Below are 19,768 nucleotides of genomic sequence, written 5' to 3'. Positions count from 1 at the left end.
TCGGGATCACCGCAGCGTGTCCATTGCCGCAGATACGCGCCACGTTGTTCCGCAGTGACGCGAACATCGCCCGGGGCCAGGTGCCGCATCGCGAACGAGAGCGGGCGCGCGGTCAGAAATGGCGGATATGGCACACGATCGGTCAACCTATGCATCTCAACGATCTCCTGCCGACAGCGACAGCAGCACGTCGGGGCGCAGCAACGCGGTACGCCGCCGCAGTGACACCGTCTGTTCGAAGGCCGCGGCGACCGTCGCGTCGACGGTCGCCCGCTTCAGGATTCGATCCCGAACTCGTTGTGCGACAGCCAGACTGCGGCCCGATGGTCCGCCGGTCGTGCCTGGATAACGGATGTCCTCAGCTGCAGCCATCAGCCAAGAATCGAAGGAGGCCGCACCGATCCGACGGCAGGCAACTCGGGCGGCACTGTGACCGATACCGCCGCGGCTGCGCACTGCCGCCCGCAAAGCCAGCGCGCATTTGATCGCTATGGTCATGCCGTGGCCGTAGACAGGGTCCTCGCTCGTGTGCGCGTCACCTATGCCGACGAGCCCAGCGGGGGTGGAGCGATGATGGTAAGCGTGGCGGACACTGCTGCCCGGGCGCATGCCGTGGACCCGGTCGTCGACCGGGACTGCGCCACCGACTGTGTCGGTGAACACCGGCGCCCGTAAACGCAACTGTTCCAACATCTTCGCGAACCCGGTTGGGCCCGGCTCTGGTTCGTGCCCGCGCATTCCGCCGAGGGACACTATCCACCGGTCGTCCTCCACCGGCAGCAGGGCGCCCGTCCACGGTTGCGTGGCTGTTGCTTGTATGTAGAGCGCCTGGAAGTCGCGGATGCCGGGCGGGCGGTGAAAGATCCTTGTGCTATAGGCGACACCCGGATCAACTGTCTTGGTCGGGATCGGGACACATCCGATCTCGGTGAGCCACCGGGCCATCTTGGTGGAGCGGCCGGAGGCGTCCACGACCATTTCAGCAGGCTGATGGAACTCGGTGACATTGCCCCGTCGGCGGATTCGCACGCCCGTCACTTCACGAGGGGATCCGACGAGCCCGACGACCTCAGCGCCCTCTACGAACCGGATCTCGGTGCCATCAATCGACTGCTGGCCAGACTCGCCGTACACGCGACGTCCAATGGCGTGGTCGATGACCGGCCTCGTGCAGGACAACAGCGTGCCCTCGGGTTGATGTTTGGCGAGCCATCCCGCCGGTGTCAGCCAACGCAGGTCGTTGCTCATACGGATCGGGGTCGCCCCGGCCGCGAGCAGTTCCGCCCGAATGCCCGGCATGATCCTTTCGAGCGCGTACAGTCCGCCCGGCAGGAGCAGATGCGCGTGCATGCCTTGTGGGACACCACTGCGAAACCGGGGACGAGTGGGCAGGGAGTCACGTTCGACCACGATGACGAGTTCCGCGTATCCGCTCAGGGCCCAGGCGGCGAGCGTCCCCGCAATACTGCCGCCGATCACCACTGCTGTGCCCTTCCGTGGGGCGCCGAGTACGCTCATCGTCTGCCTTCCTGTCCGATGCTGGAATCTGCGCTAGAACCGGAGCCCACGGAAGTGGGCACGGGTGCCGTCGATGTCACGTCGAGCAACACCTGCGGCCACGGACCAACTGAGAAGGCTGTCCATGACGCACAGACGTACAGCCACTTCGAGCCGGAGAAGCGAATCCGGAATGCGTTGTGGCAGCGTCGTTTTCCGTCGTGTAACCGACGACGGGTATCGAAGATGACGGGTTTGTCGTCGGGATGCAGGTGGGGCCGTTCACCGACCCAGCGAGCCAAGATCCCCTCGCCGGGGACGATCCATTCGTGGATCAGGCCGGTGCGCAGGTCCACCACGGCGATCGCGTGGTGGTCAGCGACCGGGATGTGCCGCAACAGCATCTCGGGCAGTGTCGGTGCGACTGCGGGCCCGCTGGCGCTGATGTCGTGCGCAACCGCCCGGATGATCGACGACCGGCCCTGTCCACATCGCCTCGCGACTATGCGGATGTGGCGACGACATCCCGTCGCTGCCCCGGCGGTCACAGCAACGCCCGACCACATCCTGGCATCCGCGCGATCCCCGAACAGCGCCAGCAGCCCAAGGCGATCGTCGAACCGATCGAGGTGCCGCATCAGATCCGGCATCGTGCGCACACCGCTACCGGAATAGGTGCTGTCGAGCAGCTGCTCCAGCGCGCCAGTCGTGCGAGCATCCCCCGTGAACGGATCCCAAGTCAGTGGGGCGACTGTCGGACGTGGCGGAGGCTCCAACGTACGCGCTCCGGCCCACGCCTGCACAGCGTGAACAACGTTGTCCGGCCCCAGCACTGGTGTCGTGACACATCGCAGCTGAACACCGTTCGGCATCCAGATCGTGCGCGCCTGTGGCTCGCTCTGGCCCGCGCAGGCCGTCACGGTCTGGGCTATCTGGGCCTCTACGGCACGGTTTACGCAGATCCGGGTCCGCCCTAACCTGGAATGCTGACGGGGCCGTGCTCCTTCCGCGATTACAGTGGGTGTCGAATCCGAGGTGGCGTCGGCCAGGACCCAGGGCGCCGACTCCTCTTGGCGGACTCGTGACATCACGGCCCCGGTCTTGGCATCAGGGGTTCGGTATGGGTTCATCGTCGGCTCCCTGCCCACTCCGATACTGCCGAGGGCCGCACCGCGTTCGGATCCGGCGACTGGCAGAGCCGGCGTGTCGGCCGCTCCGCGCGTTCCCCTGGCCGGCGGGGACGGTGTGCCCACCAGGCCAGGCCGACGTTGGCTCCGACGATTCCGGTCGCGATCGCTGCCGGGATCGCCACCGCCCCGATGGGAGGCATTCACGACGCATCACCCGCACGCACGACGCTCCGCCACCGGGCCCCGATCGAATCGGGGGCGGCGGAACCGTCGATGTCCCCGAGCGAGTATGCCCAGGACTCCCCGCTGGCCAGTTCGGTGCACCGAACGCCCAGCAGCCGGTGCATCCCCACGCTTTCCTGCGTAGGTTTCCCTACTCGGGATGAGTCGCCATGCCGACACGACGCATGTCGAGAGGCCGGTGCCAGAATTCCGTCCAGCGTTCCCTGGGCGGACAGCTCCATCCATCGCCCACTGCGCAGAGTGGGCATGTAGATCGTCGCTGAGACCACAATCGCCATGGGGGCAAGGCTTTCGGCGATCGCGTCCGCGAGCGAGATGTGGGTCGTCGCGGCTTGAACGGAGCCGACCACGATCAGCACGGCCGAGATGGCATGCGGGGAAATCGCACACACCACTACGCGGTGGTGTCGGTCGCACAGCCCGACACTCTCGACCGCACCGTCGGCGCCGAAACTTACTACCACGACGCCGCATTCGACATCGCCGCACACGCATCGCGCCGCAACAACCGCCGACACGGTGTGACATGGAAGATCCCTGAGCGTGACCGGGACAGGCGACGGGTAGGCCCCTGTCCGCCTGGTCTGTGTTTCCGGACCAGCCCCTACTCGCCGCGTTCGGTGGTCCTTCCTATCTGGCGACAGGTGCAGCCCTCGCGCGATCACACTGCCTCTGGGTTTGTCGGTGCGGATCACGGCCGCGGCCCCTCGTCGAGGGATTCGGACAGACCGCTCTCGGTCTGGAACGCGTTGCGTACGTGGATGAGTGGGCGGACAACGGTGTGCTGCAATGCCGATGCGGTCTTCAGCTCGCCTCGGTCGCGGCAGGCGCGGGTGACCGCACGGATACTGGCGATGATCTGGCCGTAGAGCAGCCATTCGCGCATCGTGTCCGTTGACCCGAGGTGGCCCAGGACATAGGCTGCGCGACCGAGGTCGCAGGCAGAGCCCGGGTGTGTCGGTCGCTGTCGCGCGCGGGGACGCCAGGTCAAAATGGCGAGCACTTCGGATGCGGCGGTAATCGGCCCTGCTCCGGATTCGAAGCGTTGTGCCCACAGTGCGGTCACACCAGCCAGGCGGGCCCCCGCCCATGCCCACGCAGCTGCCTCATGCGGCCGGAATTCCAGGAGGCCTGCCTGGAAATCGAAGGCGTCGTTGAGTCCTCGCACCCACAGCCGCGGTTCGGTCAGGCGGATCGTGTCCCGAGTGGCGACCGGGCATCCACCCGGATGCGACCATTGCGCCAAGGCCATCATCTGGGCCTCCGGCCCGGTCCGCCACCCACAGCGCAGTTCGGATAGGCGCGTGTCTGCTGACAGCGCCTTGTCGGTGACTGGTTGTTTGAGAAGCCCGTGGTCTCGCCATCGTGCGGTGTAACCGATGATCCCGCCGACACTGTCGAGGCCACCGACTCCGCTGTGGTCGAAGTGAGCTTCCAGCTTCGTTCCAGACGCGCGGACGCGGCGGACGAATTCGTCTTCGGTCAGGCTTACGGTGGCCGCAGCTCGGATAGAGCGACGCAGCAGCACGTCGTCCGTGTGCGGGTCGTTCGGCGCTGTTGCGGCTCGTCTAGGTGCGCACACGCGGTCGGGGAGTTTCGGGCGACCGTAGAGGAAAGTCGGGTTCATCATGGTGCCGCCTGCCCGATGTCGTGCGAGAGTGCGTCGAGCCAGGTCGCGACACGCTGGGTGTCGCCGGAGTTGGCGTAGCCGGTGTGGTTGGCTACAACACCGGCATAGCGGGCCAGCGTTGCCGGGTTGGCCAAGTCGGCGTTGGCTGCGAGGTTGTCGTCGATGGCGGCACCGATCTGACCGGCCAGCCGGGGAATCTGCCCCAGCGGGTCTGCGGCGACCGCAGCCGCGACCTGGGCGATTCGGGCTGCCGCGTCTTGCTGTTGCTGCGGCGTAGGGGTGCCGTTCCGGGGGTCGGCGCCGTCGGCGATGCGCGCCGAAATCGTCTCCGCAGGAAGGTAATTAACCTGTCCTTGATCGATCTGGACGTCATCGAGGACTGCCGTTGTGGCTGCGTTCGATACCGCTGCCGAGGCTGTGGCTGCCAGTGTGCCGACTGCGGCGATCGGGTCGTGGAGGTCGGCCTGGGCGACGACTCCGCCTGCGGCGCGCAGGAGCTGTGCGTGTGGTGGAGCATCGCAGGAGAGGTCGCCGGGGATGCAGATTTCGACAACGTGCCCGGTCAGATCACCGAAATCTTCTATGTTCGGGGCAATTCCGGCCGTGGAGGGAACGGGTCGAAACTGCACTTGGCTGCTGGCGGTCGCCTCGGTTCCGGGAACTGGGTCTGTGCTGGTCTGGCCGGGCCGGCCAGGAATCGGTTCTGCACCAGGGGGCCTCGTCCAGTCCGAGAGAACAGCGACGCCCGCGACGCGGTCGGGCGGGATCGAGGTACGCCCGGCACCGACGTCACGAGCGAAATCAGACACGACACCCGCACCTTGGGAGAATGCGACGAACCCGATACGGGTTGCCGGGCACTGAGCATGAAAGCTTGTTGCGGCGTCGCCCAGTTTCTGCCCGGCCTCGGACGCGGAGGCGGTGAATGTGCTCTGGCCTGGACCGGTGCCCGGCGCGCCGCCGAACGCGGCGTCGTAGCCGATCTCCTGGTAGCCGATCGTTCCGTCATGGGTGATCGAGCCGAAGATCTGGCCGACCATTCCCGTCGTCGACTGCGGGTCGGCGGTGCGGCTCGATTCGGACGTGCCCTGTACACCGAACACGTAGAGATCGGGGCATGACGGGCCCGCATCAGGCGGTTCGGCGTTAGCGTAGGCCGAAGCCATCAACACTGTCGCCGCGGTGAATGCCACCACACCCACCGCTCGGACGGGTCCGCGGCGCAAACGATCACTGGTTATTCGGGTGTGTAGCGGACGGTGGTCGACGAGCTGGCTCTTCCGCAGCCGCTCTCGGCCCCTGGAAGCGACGGTGTCACGGTCGTCGTGGTCGCGGCTGGCAATTGGATACACGAGACTCCTTGGGCTGAGTCGCCCACGCGCTGTTCAACGGCAGTGCGCGCGGAACGCCTGGCGAGCGCGGAGGGCTGAAAGAGGATGACTTCTGCGTGGCCGGTCGCGATACGGACGAGTGGAAGCGGCGCCGCTGCAGAATCAGGGGATTTGATCGAGGGAAGCACCGGCTTGCGACGATTTACGTCGTCGCCGGGCTATACGAATCCCGGCCTCATTGAAATCAGGGCGACTGCGGCGATGTGGGCCGGTGTCCATACCGCCTGCGCAGCAACAAAGTCGGCCGTTTGATAGTTGGAGCGGCCGCAGGACCCGGCCCTCGCGAGGGGATGCACAGTGGAGTGCCACGAGGGCCGGGCGCGGCGCGTCTGATTCCGGTTACACCGGAATCAGCGACACGACGATGCCGACCAGATTCGCCACCTGATTGGCCGCGAATGCCAGGTTGGCCACGATGCCTGCGCCGGCCTGAGCCAGAGCCAAGATATCCATATGTCCCTCCCTTCACGAAAGCTGTTGCCGGGCAACGAGATCAGTTCGCCGATACGGCGATACCCGGGCCGCGTGATGCTGACATCCGAACAGTAACCCGCCAAAATTTACGTTGCAACATAAATCTTCGTGTAGATATTTATGTGCTCGCCAAGGTTCATTGATCTCATCTCATAAACATCTCTGCTACTCTGCGGATATGAAGTCGCAAGGGGATGACGCAGTCGACGACGAATCACCACCGCTACGGTCCACGCGCCGGCACAACCGCACAGACCCCGACATCGCTGCCATCCCGCACGACCCGGAGACATGGAAGCGATACGGCGCGGAACTCAAGAAGCGGCGGGTCAGCCTCGGACTGCGCCACGAGGACGCGGACGGAATCGTCAGTATTCCGGTCCTGAGCCGCATCGAGAACGGGCATGGCGTACCCGGCCGCATGAGCACGTGGGAAAAGCTCGACCAGTTCTACCGGTTCGAGCCGGGCGCCATCTACAAGATGTTTCGGTGGGGCGAGGAGCCCGTGCCGAGGCGGCGCCGATCGTTCGGGCAAGAACCGTTGGCTGAGTATCCCGTTCGTCTGCCACTGGAGGCCTTGACCGAGTACATGGAAGCCGAGGGCGATCTCAAGCAGCTGGCCGAAGCCTTCAGAGAACGCGCAGATTCGGCGGTGGCGGACAATGACCCGCAAGCCATGCGAAGTGCCCTGGAAGCCATACATGCCGATACGGCGAGCGTCCAGGGAAAGATTGCCCGATCTTCGGCTCGGTTGCTGCGGGCATGGGTCATAGCTCAGGTAGAAGGACGCAAAGCCGATGGCGTCGAGCTAGACCCTATATCGAAACCTGTACTCACATCGCAACTTTCACGAGAGCCAGTGACACAGAACGACAAGGATCTCGACGAATTGCGCTACCTGAGGTGGCTGCTCGGCACGAGCAACGACTTGTCTGCCGAGGATGACGCCCGCTTTACTGCACTGTTCACCGAACGCACACGGGAGTAGCCCCATGCTCACGCTCCAGACCAAGATCAACAGGATGTTCGAACTGCGGCACAACGTCGATCAGCCCGAACGCAGCAACGAGGACGTCGCCGCCGCGCTGTCACACCGCCTCGGAAAGACCGTCGATCCGCAGACCATCGCCGCAGCCAGGTCAGGACAGTCACAAGTCATCGCTCGAGATATTGCCGAAGCGCTGTGCGCGGAGTTCGATATAGAGCCGTCTTACCTGCTCGGGGACGACGAGTCGGAGATCACCCGTGCCCACCTGCTGATGCAACTGTGGATCCTGATCCGAGACAAAGGAGAGGTTCTGCAAAGGGAGGCGCTGCATGCGGGCGCCGAACGGTGGCGTCACCTCGACACCGACACCATTCGCGACATGATCAGCAGCTACGAGGCTGCTCCAGTGATGACCGCCCCGTCGGCAGTGGTGGCCACCAGCTCGGAGCGTGCCCATACGTCACGCCGCCGAGGGCGACTCCTGTCGCTGTTCCGGTAGCCGGGTCCATGCCCGGGCCGTGGCCAACACCGCCCCCTCGTCATGGGGCCACCACGGGCTGGGACCGTCGACGAACGTCACGGTCCCAGCCCGCCAGCGCACGAGAGCTTCGCTGATCGATTGCGCTCGGCTGGTGGCGCTGTCCTCGGCGTTCAAATCCAGCAGCGGCGCCAGTGTCATGACAGCGTCTTCGATTTCGACCAACATCCTGTGTGCCGCATAGCGGTTCGGTGCCGACGGTTCGATTGGGCCGAGACAGACTTCCGGGCACGCACTGGTCACGTCCGTCCACATCGGCCTCAAGATCCTGGCTCTCCTCGCCGCGATCCACTCGGCCGTTGCCGTCGATCGCCAAGGCAGGCCCGCCATGTCGAGCCGGAGGATATGGCCGCTGGCCAGCGCCAGCGCAGTCCCGACCTGCTCAGCTTCTTGCTCGGCTTCGGCGTCGAGTGCATGACGCTGAACGACCGCCTCGATCATCGCCAAGTCCAAGCCGGCCGATAACAGACCAGCACTGACTGCCTGCCCCCCAACATGCCCGCACAGCACATGCCCCACCTCGTGCATGATGTCCTGGAGCAAGTGCCGCTCAGACCGGCGTGCGTCGAACCGGATGACAATCCGTCCGTCGACGCTGATCAGCGCCGCGGATTTTGGTGGCGCCGACGGGCTCGTCCGCCACGGGGCGAGAGTGACATCTCTGCCTGTCACCGCGCCGATCCACTCGCCAAGCTGCGCAAGGTCGGACCGCACCGACCTCGACATGCCGGAGGGCATGCTTTGCACCAGCGCGGCCACGCAGATGGCGGTGGCCGACGGCAGGACATCATGCTCTATTAGCTCGACAGTCGTCGCGGCATGGGTGCGCTCACCACTGCGGCCTGGGCGGCCGCGGCAGCGGTCACGCAGCGGCATTCTCCACCAGGCGTTGGCCCTGCTGTACCGCGTGTCATCGTTGTCTCCGTTGGTCTTCACAGCACCCATCTCCCCCGAGCACCACACGATTGAATTGCTCTGTGGCACAGCCGATCTCTCGGTCGGCTGACGCAAACGCCGCGATTGGAGGACCACGTCTACACGGGCAGGGAATCGCCCCTCCGCCGAACCCGGACCTGTCTATCGGAAACCCTCCCGCCGGCCGGAAGCTGCTCGGACCATCTGTGGCGCCAGCCAGTCCTGGCCGAGCCCGACCAGGCTTACCGGTGACACCGACCGGGCTGGTGGCAGCACAGAAATTCGGCTCGGTGCACGCCTGCGGGGCGCTCATTGCCGGATGGTTTCGATACCCGGCCATGAGAGAGGAACCTGAATGCCACCGGTCGAGACCTGGAGTTGAAAAGTCTCATAGGCCAGTTTCATTTCGGCCAGATGCGTCCAGCTCCGATGAACAAGGTCGTCATCTGCCGGTAGGTTGTCTCGGGCCCATGTCGCCACTTCCCATGCTTCGATGACCCGGTTCAGCAGCCCTCCGAAGGACTCGGTGGCCCATGGCGCGCCCGGTCGTGGTCGAGGGAATGTGCACGCGATCCCGCGATCGACCTCAGCGACGATCTCCCCGAGCCGCGCCCGAATATCCACCCCCGCCCGAGGGTCGGCGATCAGCACTCGAAGCAGCTCGCTGATCTGCCCGACCGACTCAGCGAGGGGCGTCGCCATGCCGTGGCGGCCGGGGCCCTGCAATGCACTGAACAATGCCGCCACGGATGGAACCGGCGGCGGCGCGCCCGGCAAGTCTGCGGCCGCGATGACATGGTCCATCATTCACCGCTTATCCCGGCACGTGTAGCCGAAGGTCCTCGGTCGGTCGCAGGCTTGGACCGCGCTCCGAGCGTCGCGGGCTTTACTGCGCGGGACAAACCCCGCAGAACCGACGACAGCACGGCGAACATCATGTGCGCGCCGCCGAATCCGCTCCGGAACCGGATATAGCCGTCGGGGCGGATCAGACACAGGCTGTCGTCATCGGGTATCCCGTAAAGGTCGAAGACGTCATTAGTTTCTGCAATGACGGTGGCGTTCAGCGCTTCCCGAGGCGGAGTCTGGGTAATCACCACGGTGCGCAGAGCGCCGGCGTATCGGTGAGCGGCCGCTTCGATCGCCGCGGTCGCCTCTGTTCGTGCACCCCGTTGCAAGATCAACAGTGTGTAGTCGGAGTGGCGGAATAGCTCGTGCAACCGCAGACCGTGCCCGAGCACGACGTCGGGGGCACGATCGCCCGCCGCCAACCCGGTGGCGGCTACCGCGGGATCGCGGTAGGTATAGGCAACGCCCGAAATCTGCTGCACGGCAGATAAATTGAATCCAGCCGCATGTGCCTTGTTGCGACGGCCTTCGATATCCTCGCCGTGGGCGAGGATGATCTGATGAAGTCGATCGGTACCAGCGATGACCTGCTCCGCGATCGGACGGCGCTCCAACTCATAGGTATCCAGCAACGACTCGGGCGCTATGCCCTTCGCCACCAGGGCCAGCTTCCAGCCCAGGTTGAATGCGTCCTGGATGCAGGCGTTCATTCCTTGCCCACCGGCAGGAGAATGGATATGGGCAGCATCGCCGACGACGAACGCACGCCCTTGTCCGATCCTGGCGCCGAAACCGGAACTGATTCTGTGCCAGATCGGAAACCTTGTCGCCCATTCAGGTTCGCCGATGCGCACATTGCCATGGAAGTGCTGGTCGATGGCCAGCTGAAGCTCCCGGCGAATCGCCGCCGCGGGCACATCCGAACGGTCACTGCCGATACCGTCGTCGTTGCTGAGTAGGACCCGATAGTTTCTTCCGGGCAGCTTCACGATCAGGGCCATATGGTCTTTGCCGGTCAGATAGTGGGTGCTGGTCCCGCTGAGCGAAAAGCCCTCGAGGGGCGCATCGACCATGCGCATGGAGCCCTTGTACTCGTCCCCATCGAAGGTCAACCCACATTCTGTACGTACGGTGCTGTGTAGTCCGTCGCACCCCACAACCCAGTCGAAGTGTGCCGCTTCGACGTGGTCCCCATCATCAACGTGGACAAGCGACGCCACCATCCGACCGCTGGAATCCTCTGTCAGCGAACCGAGCCGAGTGTTCCACTCGATCTGCCCTCCGGTGCCGCCCCGCTCCCGAACCACAGCCGACAGCTGGTTCCGCAACACGGCCTCGGTGACATTTTGCTCGATCACCAGAAAGTAGGCGTAGCAACTGATCAGCTGCGTAAAGTCAAGTTGAGTGACGTCGTCGACTCCCTCGAACCGGATGTCCATACTGCTGTCGGGGATGCCGCGTTCGACAAACCGGTGCGCGTAGCCGGCCTGCTCGAACAGCTCGAGAGTCCTGGCGTGCAACGTGAATGAGCGCGATGTCGTAGACGGACCGCTTCGTCGGTCGACCAATCGGAAGGGCACATCTCGTCTCGCGAGTTCGATCGCGAGGGTCAACCCTGTGGGACCGCCCCCAACGATGAGGATAGGACTGGGTGAATGAACTGACCGAGACATAGGAATCCTTTGCGTCGCACGGTTCCAGATTTCATTGAGAAGTCCCGACATACGCGTCCCGATGGGAGCCCTGTCGAGTCGCAGTCCCCGAAGAATCACCACCGAGATCGGCAACGATTCCCCCACGGGGACCGCCCCGCTGGCACTTCAAGCATCACGCTCGGCCCATAGGAAGCGCATCGGTGAATACCGAAATAACTACCTACCGATGACGCACGATTGTTCTACATGGCACGCATTCGCCAGATGCCAGGCGACGCAAAGCAAGCAAAAGTTCACAGGAAAAAAAGCTAGACGACTGCGATTCAACGATCAGTCAGAACATCCCGGACACCGACGCCAGACCCGCGCCGAGTCGACAGCCGAGGCCGAACGGACCGCTCCCGGCAGCGCTCCATCTCACGCCGGGACGACACGGCAGACAGCGCAAGGCGGGACCAGAAGGCGCGCACTACACAGGATTAGCGGTACTCGCGCGCAGTTCCGGCACCCTCGGATGCCGTCTTTTTGGCCTTCTCGACGGCATCTAAGAAACGGTTCGGGATGTGGTCGATGATGCCGTCACGGCCATCCACGTTCAGCTTCTTCAGGATTGAAATAATCTGGCTGTCGATCGTCCTCACCGACTTGCGTCGCATTCCGGCAATCCGCGCGTTATTCCATCCTGCAGCTGCATAGATCGCTACCTCGCGCTCGACCTCGGTGAGGGTGAAAAATGGTTCGCCGACGATAGTTCCCGGAGTGCCTGGCATCACCAGGGTTCCCACAGCTACTCGGTGCACATCAAAGGTTTCCGGCCGCAGGTCTTCACCAAGGGATCGCGCGTCCCAAAACTTCTTGCCCAAGACCTTCTTCGCTACCTCTTCCGCCTTGCGAGACTCGTCCGCGAAGGTGCCCATCGCCTCGATATCTATGCCGAGCCTGGCCCTGACCCTCTCCACCCCGCCGGCGAGGTAGGCGATATCGGTCGCCAGCGAATAATCGGAGGGATTGCGGCCGTTGATTGCCGCAGCGAGTGCCCACGTCAGCAGTTCGACAGACCATGCCGCACCCCATTGGTCGCCGACCTCACATTGACATGCCAGCGCCCGCCGCAGAACCGTCGCTGCCTCAGCGGGATCGCCGTTCTTCGTCAGCGCTACTGCCCAGCTGAGTTCTGCCCAGGAGACTGCCCATCGCGCACCGGATGCCTGCGCGTGATGAAGACATCGTGCTGCAATGGTCAGGGCTTCCGCAGGTGATCCGAGCGTCGCTGCCGCCATTCCCGCGAACATCTCCGCCATCATCTGGGATCCGCCGTTGCCGGCCTGCTCGAATTTGTCGCTGGCTCGGAGCAGGACAGCGACAGCACGGGGGTCACGGTCCGCCATGAATAGCGCTGTGCCCCAAGCCAAGTCGGCGAGGGCTGGGAATCCCGGATCATCGTCGGACTCGCGCCAGCCCAGCCTGTCGGGTTCCGCTATGCATGCTTCGACGCATTCGAGCAGGAGCCGATCGGTCTCGGCCGACTGGCCCTGTCGCACCGCGAGCCACGCCATAGCAGCTTGAGCTGAGATCGCCAGGCTGGAGTCGGAGGCGGAGGCGCTGGCATCGAGGCATTGCTGGGTCCAACGGCGAATGTCTCGCATCGAAGATTTGACGAACGGCACCCGGAGTTCGATCAGTCCGAGGCAGATTTCCACTCCGGCGGCCGCATGGCTCGGGGTGGCAATGGCTGTCTCGATGGCCGTAATGATGTTGTCCCACGCGGCTTTCGACCAGACCAGAACATCATGCTCGCTGGCGCTGAACCAGTGTCTTCTTGCGTCGGAGACCTTGTCACGGTAGTAAAGCAGATGACGCAGTGTTACGCGCTCCGCCTCCTCGGCCGACCTCTCCCGCAAGCATTTCCATGCGTAGAGCCGCAAACTCTCCAGAAGGGAGTAGCGCACCACCGACGTGGTGAAGTGGCGACTGACCAAGGACTGGTCACACAGCCGGTTGAGGAGTCCCTCGATCTCCTCTTCGGCCAGAAAAAGAGCCGAATCTTCCCGGTCGGAAGGGGCATCGCTGCAAACCGACACGATAGCGTCCAAGTCGGCGCCGACTTCCGCGGCAAGGTCCGCCTGTGAGTTGTCGTGCCCCGGCGCGAACACCGCGAGTCGATCGAAAAGCAGTCGCTCTTTGTCACTGCACAAGTCGCGCGACCACGCAATTACGTCGGTGACGGCTCGGTGCCGCTCTTCAGCTCCCGCCCTGACGTCGTTGCCCCAGTCCAAGCGTCTGTCATCAGCGCGCCCCGACAGGTCGTCTAGGATTCCTTGCAGGGCCTGCCGTACCAGGCGCGAAGCGGTCAGCTGTATGAAGAGCGGATTGTTGTGCACATGCCTGCAAATTGCGCCCGCGATCTCCACCTGTTCATCGTCGAGAAGCGGCCGCCCGACTGATTCGGCCAGTTGGCCGAACAAGGCCACCGCTTGGTCTTTCGACAATGACGAGACACCGATGATGTACTCGTCCACGCACCCGACCGCTTCCCGGCTCGTGGCGATGATCGTCAAGCCCGGCACACGGTCCAACAAGTATGTGACCATCTCACCAACGCGCCCAGAAAGGTGTTCGCAGTTGTCGAGAACGAGTAGCGTCCGACCGTTGGTTTCAGTGTGATTACTCTGATTCAGGGCGTCTACTAACGCAGTGCGAGTGGACTTGTCGGAAAAGTCAGCTTGGATCACCGCTGATGCCGTCTCACGTTCCAGCTGTACGAGATCAGCGCTTGCAGGGAGGCGCGCGAGTCGAACCCAGTAGACCCGCATTTCCGCGTCATCGGTGGTGAACTGGCGCACAGCTTCTGCGGCCAGACGGGTCTTCCCGATCCCTCCGGTCCCGACCAGTGTCAGCAGCCTGACTGCCTTGCGCTGCAGCAAGCCGCGGATCTGCTCCACCTCACCGTCGCGACCGACGAACAGGTATGTCAGCCCTGGTACCGATAGCACGTCTCCCCTCCCTCTCTGGCTGTTCACCGGGCTCGGAACCGGCGCTGGCGTCCGGCAGTCGAATACTCATGCCGCCCATGACGATCCCCAGTGCGTGCCTGCTGCCGGTGTCAACGTTACTGCAGGTTTTGCGCTGGCTCAGCGGGAACTCGACGCTCGCCCCCGCACTCAGGGTCATAGCAACGTCACCCATGGTCCTCAGAGTTTGACCGGCAGAGCCACCAGTGCCCGGTGGAAAGGTCCAGGCCTCCACTGCAGTTCGCTCGGCGCTACGCGCAGAGCTATCTGTGGGACGACATCCAGCAGTTGGTCGACCGCATCTTGCGCTACGAGGTAAGCGATGCGATTCGCAGGACATGCGTGAGGGCCTACGCTCCAAGCCAGGTGGGACCGATTGCCGGTACGGTCGCCGCCGACGACTTGAGGATCGTTGTTGCACGCCGCAAGGCTGATCACCACAGGCTGATTCGCCGGCAGCCATGTGTTGTCGATCAGAATGGGCTGCCGCGGATAGGTCACGCAGAAGTTCGCCATCGGTGGGTCGTTGAAAAGTACCCGGTCGAGTGCGTCTCGTGTCGTCATACTGCCGCTGAGCAAGCCCGCCCCAAGGTCTTGGTCGGTCATCATCAGCAGGAGAGTGTTGATGATCAGGTTGCGTTGAGCTTCGACGCCCGCGGCGTAGAGGCTCATGACCTGTGCCTTCGTTTCGCGGTCGTCGAGTTTTGCCTGATGAGCGATCAGACGTGTAGTGATGTCGTCGCCAGGGAATTCATGTTTGAGTTCGACCAGCTCCGACAACGCCGCGTCCAGCACATCCATGGCCTTACCCGCATCGGCCTCACTGTCGAACCGCGCCCGCATACCCTGTGCGATCCGAATCGCCACGTCGTCGGGGCAGCCGATCATCCGGTTGAGGACCGCGAACACGAGTGGGAACGCGTACTGCTTCACGAGTTCGGCGGTTGCGTCTCCCTCGAAAGCACTGATCAGCGGCGCAGCGATGTCTTCCACGATGCCATGCAGCGCGTGCAAATCAACCCCGTTGATGCTGTCTACAGATGCTCGGCGGTAGCGCTCGTGCTCAGAGCCAGTGCTGTTGCGGGCACAGGGCTGCCATTCCATCATCGGCAGGATCGGGCAATCGGGGGCGATCGTCTTCTGCCATGCGCGGGGATCGGCAGGGAAATGGTTTGGGTCGTGCAGGATCCGCACGGCGGTGTGGTAGCCGATCACGAGTGTCGCCGGCACGCCCCGTTCCAGCTCGATCGGGACGAGCGATCCACCCCGCCGGCGCATCTTTTCGTACATGCGATGTGGATCCGTCGAGAATTCGTGGTCGTAGATCCGGAATGGCCTGTCATCCGTGTTCGACGGAAACTGCTGAGGGACAGGACATCCCGACACCGCCGCATCGGAAGTATTCGGCATTGACAAGGTCATGGCTCCAGTCAGATTGTGGCTTCTAGGCGCCGGTCCTTCCAGAACGCGACAATGCGCCCGCGACACCCGTACGGCCGCGCAGTCCGACGAAGATCTCGTCAACGGCGGCTTCGCTGCCACCTTGGCACCGCACCTGACCTTGGTAAATAGGCACATACCGAAACGAGTACCTACCGATGACGATGCTCTCGCCCGAGCGGAACGGCCGGCGCGCGCCCGCAGGCTTTAGGTGCGCTCAAAGTCGTCGCCGAACTGCCCGCTGGTGCACATCGCCGAGCGGTGGCGCGTCGATCGGTATACCTAAATCATTACCTACCTAAGTTCTCGTTCACGTTCCGGTCCGGGTCCGGCGAGGGCTATAGTTCTGGATCGACTGACGAGAGGCGCGCGTATGAATCATTGTGTCGCTGAGGCGATTTCGGCGAAGCAATCGGGGTTGCCGCGGTCTACTTCCGACGTGGCAACCTCGCATCCGCCTCTTGTCTCAGCCGATCGACCTCGCGCCTGACTACAGGGAAAGGGCTCGCCACGGCTCTCCGCGAACGAGATTGCTGTGCCGCCTCGGCGAATGTTGCTGTATTTGTTTCTGAAATTGCGATCCACGCCCGAAAACAACTGCTGGGAGCCATGTCTTGACCTCGCAGTCGCCACCCCAGACCTCGTCTGAGGTATCCGACGTCCGGTTTTCAATGTATGAGCCTGAATTCGCCGCAGATCCGGGCAGTGCCTACGCCGAAATGCGGAGCAGATACCGCTCGCTAGTTCCGGTCGATCTGGCGCCGAACGTGCCGGCCACCCTGGTGATCAGCCACAAGACCGCAGTGCAGATTCTCAACGATCCTGAACATTTCTCGTCGGACCCGCGTCCATGGCAATCCACCGTCCCGCCGGATGAGCCTGTCCTCGCCATGATGGCGTGGTTCCCCGCGGCACGATACAACTCGGACGAGGCTCACAAACGCTACCGCTCCGCTTCTGCAGCCAGCATCAACGGGATCGACCTCTACAACGTGGGTCCTCTGGTGGAGGAAATTGCGATCCCGCTTATCAATCGATTCTGCGGCCGCGGTGCCGCCGATCTGATGGCCGATTACACGTTCCATCTTGTCTTGGGTGTCCTCAACCAGCTGTGCGGGTGCCCGGCCGAGATCGGGCAGCGAGTAGCGACCGGCATGGCAGCGCGATTCGATCAGCACGGGACGCTCACGGCACAAGATGGCATGACCCTTATCAAAGAAGCGCTCATGGAACTGATCCAGCTCAAGCGCCATACGCCGGAACCTGATAAGGACGCCACCTCGCGGCTGGTCACTCATCCCGCCGCCCTCGACGACTTCGAAATATTCGCTCAGCTGATGAGCTTCTACGGTGCGGGTTTCGAACTCGAACGAAATCTGATCACCAATACGCTCCGGCTGATGCTCACCGACGCCCGGTATGGAGCCATCGACGGAGACTACGGCCGTAGTTTGTCGAGCGCGACAGCCCTCGACGAGGTCCTGTTCAACGACCCGCCGATGGCGAACTTCTGCTTCCGGTACCCACGCCAGCCCGTGATGATCGACAACACATGGCTGCTGGCGGATCAGCCTGTCGTGATCAGCCTCGCAGCCTGCAACAACGACCCGACGATCCGTGTAACCACCGACCCCGGTGGCAGCCACATCGGAAACCGTTCGCACCTGGCGTTTGGCGGGGGTCCGCACGAGTGCCCAGCCAAACCCCTGTCCTACCACCTAGCGCAAGAGGCCATCGACCAACTCTTCGCCGCAGTGCCAGACATGAAGCTGGCCGTGCCCGCAGACCAACTCGAATGGCGCCCTGGACCATTCCATAGGGCGTTGAAAGCACTGCCTGTGTTCTTCGAAAGACTGCCAGAAATGCCGCTGCCGTAGCCACACGAAAGTGGGGGGATCGATGAATACCTAATCGCAGCATCCATCCGAATGCCAACACGCTGGACGAACACCGATCATCGAACACATTCGAAAGGAGGACGGGAATTGGCCGCCAGGCCGAACCCGGACTGCCGATGCTGAACTCCATTGTCGGGAAAACTCTACGCCTCCACTTGGCCAACGGCTGGGAATTCGAGCCTTGGTTCACCGGCCCCGATTTCATCGAATACACTTTGACTAAAGGCCCTCACACAGGACGCCATGCCATCCAGAAACCGACGTACCGTCGGGACGCACCGAATATCGAGTTTCTAGGATGGTACGAAGAAACCGGGACCCTCGTTACCCTCACCTTCGATCTCGCAAGCCAGACAGTCAGCCGGTTCGCTGGCGTCCCGCGCTGGCTTGCCAACAGCGACATGGCTGTCAGCGCTGGTGACAATCAAGACCCCGAATTCCGCGAGAGAATGGCGCAACTCGCCAAGGAAGGGCCCGACATGCCGCGGCACATTTATGCAGATCAGGGCTACTTCGAGCTTAGCGAGCTCTAGTCTCACGACGTGAGCACAAGCTGATGACAGACGGCGACGACGCTGGCATATGACCTGCATCCCCGCGTCAGCGACACTTCAAGTTCAAGGTGCCACCGGGGCCTCTTTCCCCGGTGGCATCGGGCGATCCGACAGTCCAAATGGATCTTGCTTACACTCCGAGCTGCTTGCGGCCCTTCCGCTCTCGCGTCGACGGTGATGTGTCAAAAGGGCAGCCTGCGACAGGACAGCGCCCGCTGCGGAAAGATCGGCACAATCACACCGCGTCCGTCGCGCGGAATCGACCCTGACCAGACCGGCACTCCTGAGCCCGATCGGTCAGCGCAGAAATCGAGCTGGCGCCCACGCACGAGAGCTCCAGCCTCGAACGGGATCCATACGCCCTGCCCCGGGTAATCCGTAGGCGAAGCGACGATCATCGCGAAAGTCCGCCGCGCTTGCGCGCCGTCTCTGACAGGACAAGACCGTTGCTGCAGTGTGCTGGTGCCCAAGGCTGCATTCCACGAGCAAGAAAGGACCAGCATGGATCGGGCCGTCCAAACAGACGGCGAGTAAAATTGTTTATGTACGTTTATGTAGACGCATAAACATTCGCTCACTACGATCGGACGTAGTGGCCGACTTCCGTCATCACCGCCGTCCAACAGCTACTGAACCTCACCGTCGGCTACGCAGGACCATGACAGCAATGTCAACAAGACGGCCGAAGGGGAGAGTGAACAATGGCAGGGACCACCAAGGCGAAACCACGGTTCGAGCTGATTTCCGGCTATACCAAGATAACCCTAACGCCAGACCTCACTCGAGTCAGCGTGGCTCACAGAGATAGACAGCATCGCGAACTGCTTGCCGCCGCCGCCCTGGCCATCCGCGAAGAGCTGGAAGAGCGAGGCAATATGACTCGGCGCTTAGCCGGCGAGCCCCACGTGTCGCGCGACCGAACCGTCAGCGTCGTCATGACCGACCGCTCCAATCAACGTTCGTACGAGATAACCGTGCCCCTCCACAGAATTGCGGACAACCTATGCAACTTTGCGATCAAAAAGCATATCCCCGGTCAGCCCGCTAAGCGAATTTCACGCTCGTCCTCGGTGAAACGGCGCAGCCAATGCTTCCGGAGCGATGAGCGATGAGCGGTATTCCTTCGGGCACCCCGCTACCACAACTCTACGAACCAAACGAGGTCGCAACAGCGCTGCGAATCTCTAAAAACTGGCTTGAGGAGGCGGCTCGGCATAGGCGTATTCCACACTTGAGGTGTGGCCGGAAACTGAGGTTCTCAGCCGAAAATGTTAACGAGATTATCCGGCAGATAACCGTGCCGCCAATTACGGCGACGCCGGAACGCAGCACGCTTCCGCAGGCTAGCAATGGTAGGAGTCAACGAACACCAGGCCGAGCACTACGTACCAGGCGGGAGCTCCAACCGCCACGTCCGACGGGAAGGCGTAGCCGACTGACAGACGTTGCCGAATCGCCGTCCGCAACATGCAATCCACGCTCGGATCGTTCTTCCATCTGATAGGCCTGCCCAACACTTCAACGATTGACCTGTTCCGCGCCGACATTGGGCCTC

16 protein-coding genes are annotated in these 19,768 nt (G+C 63.0%); 6 read left to right on the top strand and 10 right to left on the bottom strand.

From position 1 onward, the window contains the following. Positions 1 to 156: 156 nt before the first annotated feature. The 5 genes from NA3_RS27765 to NA3_RS27745 form a co-directional block, all read right to left on the bottom strand. Positions 157 to 1,518: an NAD(P)/FAD-dependent oxidoreductase gene (locus tag NA3_RS27765; protein WP_063917787.1), complete on the bottom strand. Its 1,362-nt coding sequence runs from the start codon at positions 1,516 to 1,518 to the stop codon at positions 157 to 159. Next, positions 1,515 to 2,585 carry a GAF domain-containing protein gene (locus tag NA3_RS39590; protein ID WP_501193623.1) on the bottom strand — a complete coding sequence of 357 codons (1,071 nt, stop codon included), beginning with the start codon at positions 2,583 to 2,585 and terminating at the stop codon, positions 1,515 to 1,517. The genes NA3_RS27765 and NA3_RS39590 overlap by 4 nt, the downstream gene beginning before the upstream one ends. 242 nt (positions 2,586 to 2,827) lie before the next feature. Continuing rightward, the gene (locus tag NA3_RS27755; protein ID WP_128144994.1) at positions 2,828 to 3,388 is read right to left on the bottom strand and encodes a hypothetical protein; all 561 of its coding nucleotides are present in this window, start codon (positions 3,386 to 3,388) and stop codon (positions 2,828 to 2,830) included. 173 nt (positions 3,389 to 3,561) lie between these two features. Further along, positions 3,562 to 4,398: a hypothetical protein gene (locus tag NA3_RS27750; RefSeq protein ID WP_062966566.1), complete on the bottom strand. Its 837-nt coding sequence runs from the start codon at positions 4,396 to 4,398 to the stop codon at positions 3,562 to 3,564. 98 nt (positions 4,399 to 4,496) lie between these two features. Then, positions 4,497 to 5,693 carry a cutinase family protein gene (locus tag NA3_RS27745; RefSeq protein WP_128144995.1) on the bottom strand — a complete coding sequence of 399 codons (1,197 nt, stop codon included), beginning with the start codon at positions 5,691 to 5,693 and terminating at the stop codon, positions 4,497 to 4,499. An 850-nt stretch (positions 5,694 to 6,543) separates the two neighbouring features. On the opposite strand from NA3_RS27745, the gene NA3_RS27740 reads away from it, so the two are divergent. Then, the gene (locus NA3_RS27740) at positions 6,544 to 7,353 is read left to right on the top strand and encodes a helix-turn-helix domain-containing protein (protein ID WP_062966564.1); all 810 of its coding nucleotides are present in this window, start codon (positions 6,544 to 6,546) and stop codon (positions 7,351 to 7,353) included. A 4-nt stretch (positions 7,354 to 7,357) separates the two neighbouring features. Then, positions 7,358 to 7,852, top strand: coding sequence for a hypothetical protein (locus NA3_RS27735; protein ID WP_062966563.1), 495 nt, complete (start codon positions 7,358 to 7,360; stop codon positions 7,850 to 7,852). Here the strand turns inward: NA3_RS27735 and NA3_RS27730 are convergent. From NA3_RS27730 to NA3_RS27710, 5 genes are all read right to left on the bottom strand, one after another. Then, positions 7,814 to 8,827: a DUF6545 domain-containing protein gene (locus NA3_RS27730; protein ID WP_128144996.1), complete on the bottom strand. Its 1,014-nt coding sequence runs from the start codon at positions 8,825 to 8,827 to the stop codon at positions 7,814 to 7,816. The two genes, NA3_RS27735 and NA3_RS27730, sit on opposite strands and share 39 nt — an antisense overlap. Positions 8,828 to 9,115: 288 nt before the next feature. Further along, on the bottom strand, positions 9,116 to 9,613 hold the full coding sequence (locus NA3_RS27725; RefSeq protein WP_128144997.1) for a hypothetical protein: 498 nt from the start codon (positions 9,611 to 9,613) through the stop codon (positions 9,116 to 9,118). Further along, complete coding sequence (locus tag NA3_RS27720) at positions 9,610 to 11,328, bottom strand: FAD-dependent monooxygenase (protein ID WP_227995634.1); 1,719 nt, start codon at positions 11,326 to 11,328, stop codon at positions 9,610 to 9,612. The genes NA3_RS27725 and NA3_RS27720 overlap by 4 nt, the downstream gene beginning before the upstream one ends. Before the next feature lie 461 nt (positions 11,329 to 11,789). Continuing rightward, positions 11,790 to 14,303: an AAA family ATPase gene (locus NA3_RS27715; protein ID WP_167355046.1), complete on the bottom strand. Its 2,514-nt coding sequence runs from the start codon at positions 14,301 to 14,303 to the stop codon at positions 11,790 to 11,792. 198 nt (positions 14,304 to 14,501) lie between these two features. Further along, positions 14,502 to 15,743 (bottom strand): cytochrome P450 family protein, encoded by a 1,242-nt coding sequence (locus tag NA3_RS27710; protein ID WP_062966558.1) that lies wholly within the window; start codon positions 15,741 to 15,743, stop codon positions 14,502 to 14,504. 689 nt (positions 15,744 to 16,432) lie between these two features. On the opposite strand from NA3_RS27710, the gene NA3_RS27705 reads away from it, so the two are divergent. The 4 genes from NA3_RS27705 to NA3_RS39340 all read left to right on the top strand — a co-directional run bounded on the left by NA3_RS27705 (position 16,433) and on the right by NA3_RS39340 (position 19,714). Beyond that, positions 16,433 to 17,638 (top strand): cytochrome P450 family protein, encoded by a 1,206-nt coding sequence (locus tag NA3_RS27705; protein ID WP_084491910.1) that lies wholly within the window; start codon positions 16,433 to 16,435, stop codon positions 17,636 to 17,638. A 137-nt stretch (positions 17,639 to 17,775) separates the two neighbouring features. Then, on the top strand, positions 17,776 to 18,192 hold the full coding sequence (locus tag NA3_RS27700; protein ID WP_062966556.1) for a phenolic acid decarboxylase: 417 nt from the start codon (positions 17,776 to 17,778) through the stop codon (positions 18,190 to 18,192). A 722-nt stretch (positions 18,193 to 18,914) separates the two neighbouring features. Next, a complete protein-coding gene (locus tag NA3_RS37155) occupies positions 18,915 to 19,325 on the top strand; it encodes a hypothetical protein (RefSeq protein WP_128145000.1) in 411 nt (136 codons plus the stop codon). Further along, positions 19,322 to 19,714, top strand: a complete 393-nt coding sequence (locus NA3_RS39340; RefSeq protein ID WP_218021905.1) for a helix-turn-helix domain-containing protein — start codon at positions 19,322 to 19,324, stop codon at positions 19,712 to 19,714. Before NA3_RS37155 ends, NA3_RS39340 begins: the two co-directional genes overlap by 4 nt. The last annotated feature ends 54 nt before the right edge of the window (positions 19,715 to 19,768 follow it).

It is taken from the genome of Nocardia africana NBRC 100379 (assembly GCF_001612635.1).
Classification (GTDB): domain Bacteria; phylum Actinomycetota; class Actinomycetes; order Mycobacteriales; family Mycobacteriaceae; genus Nocardia; species Nocardia africana.
This window is presented reverse-complemented; position numbering and strand designations above follow the sequence as displayed.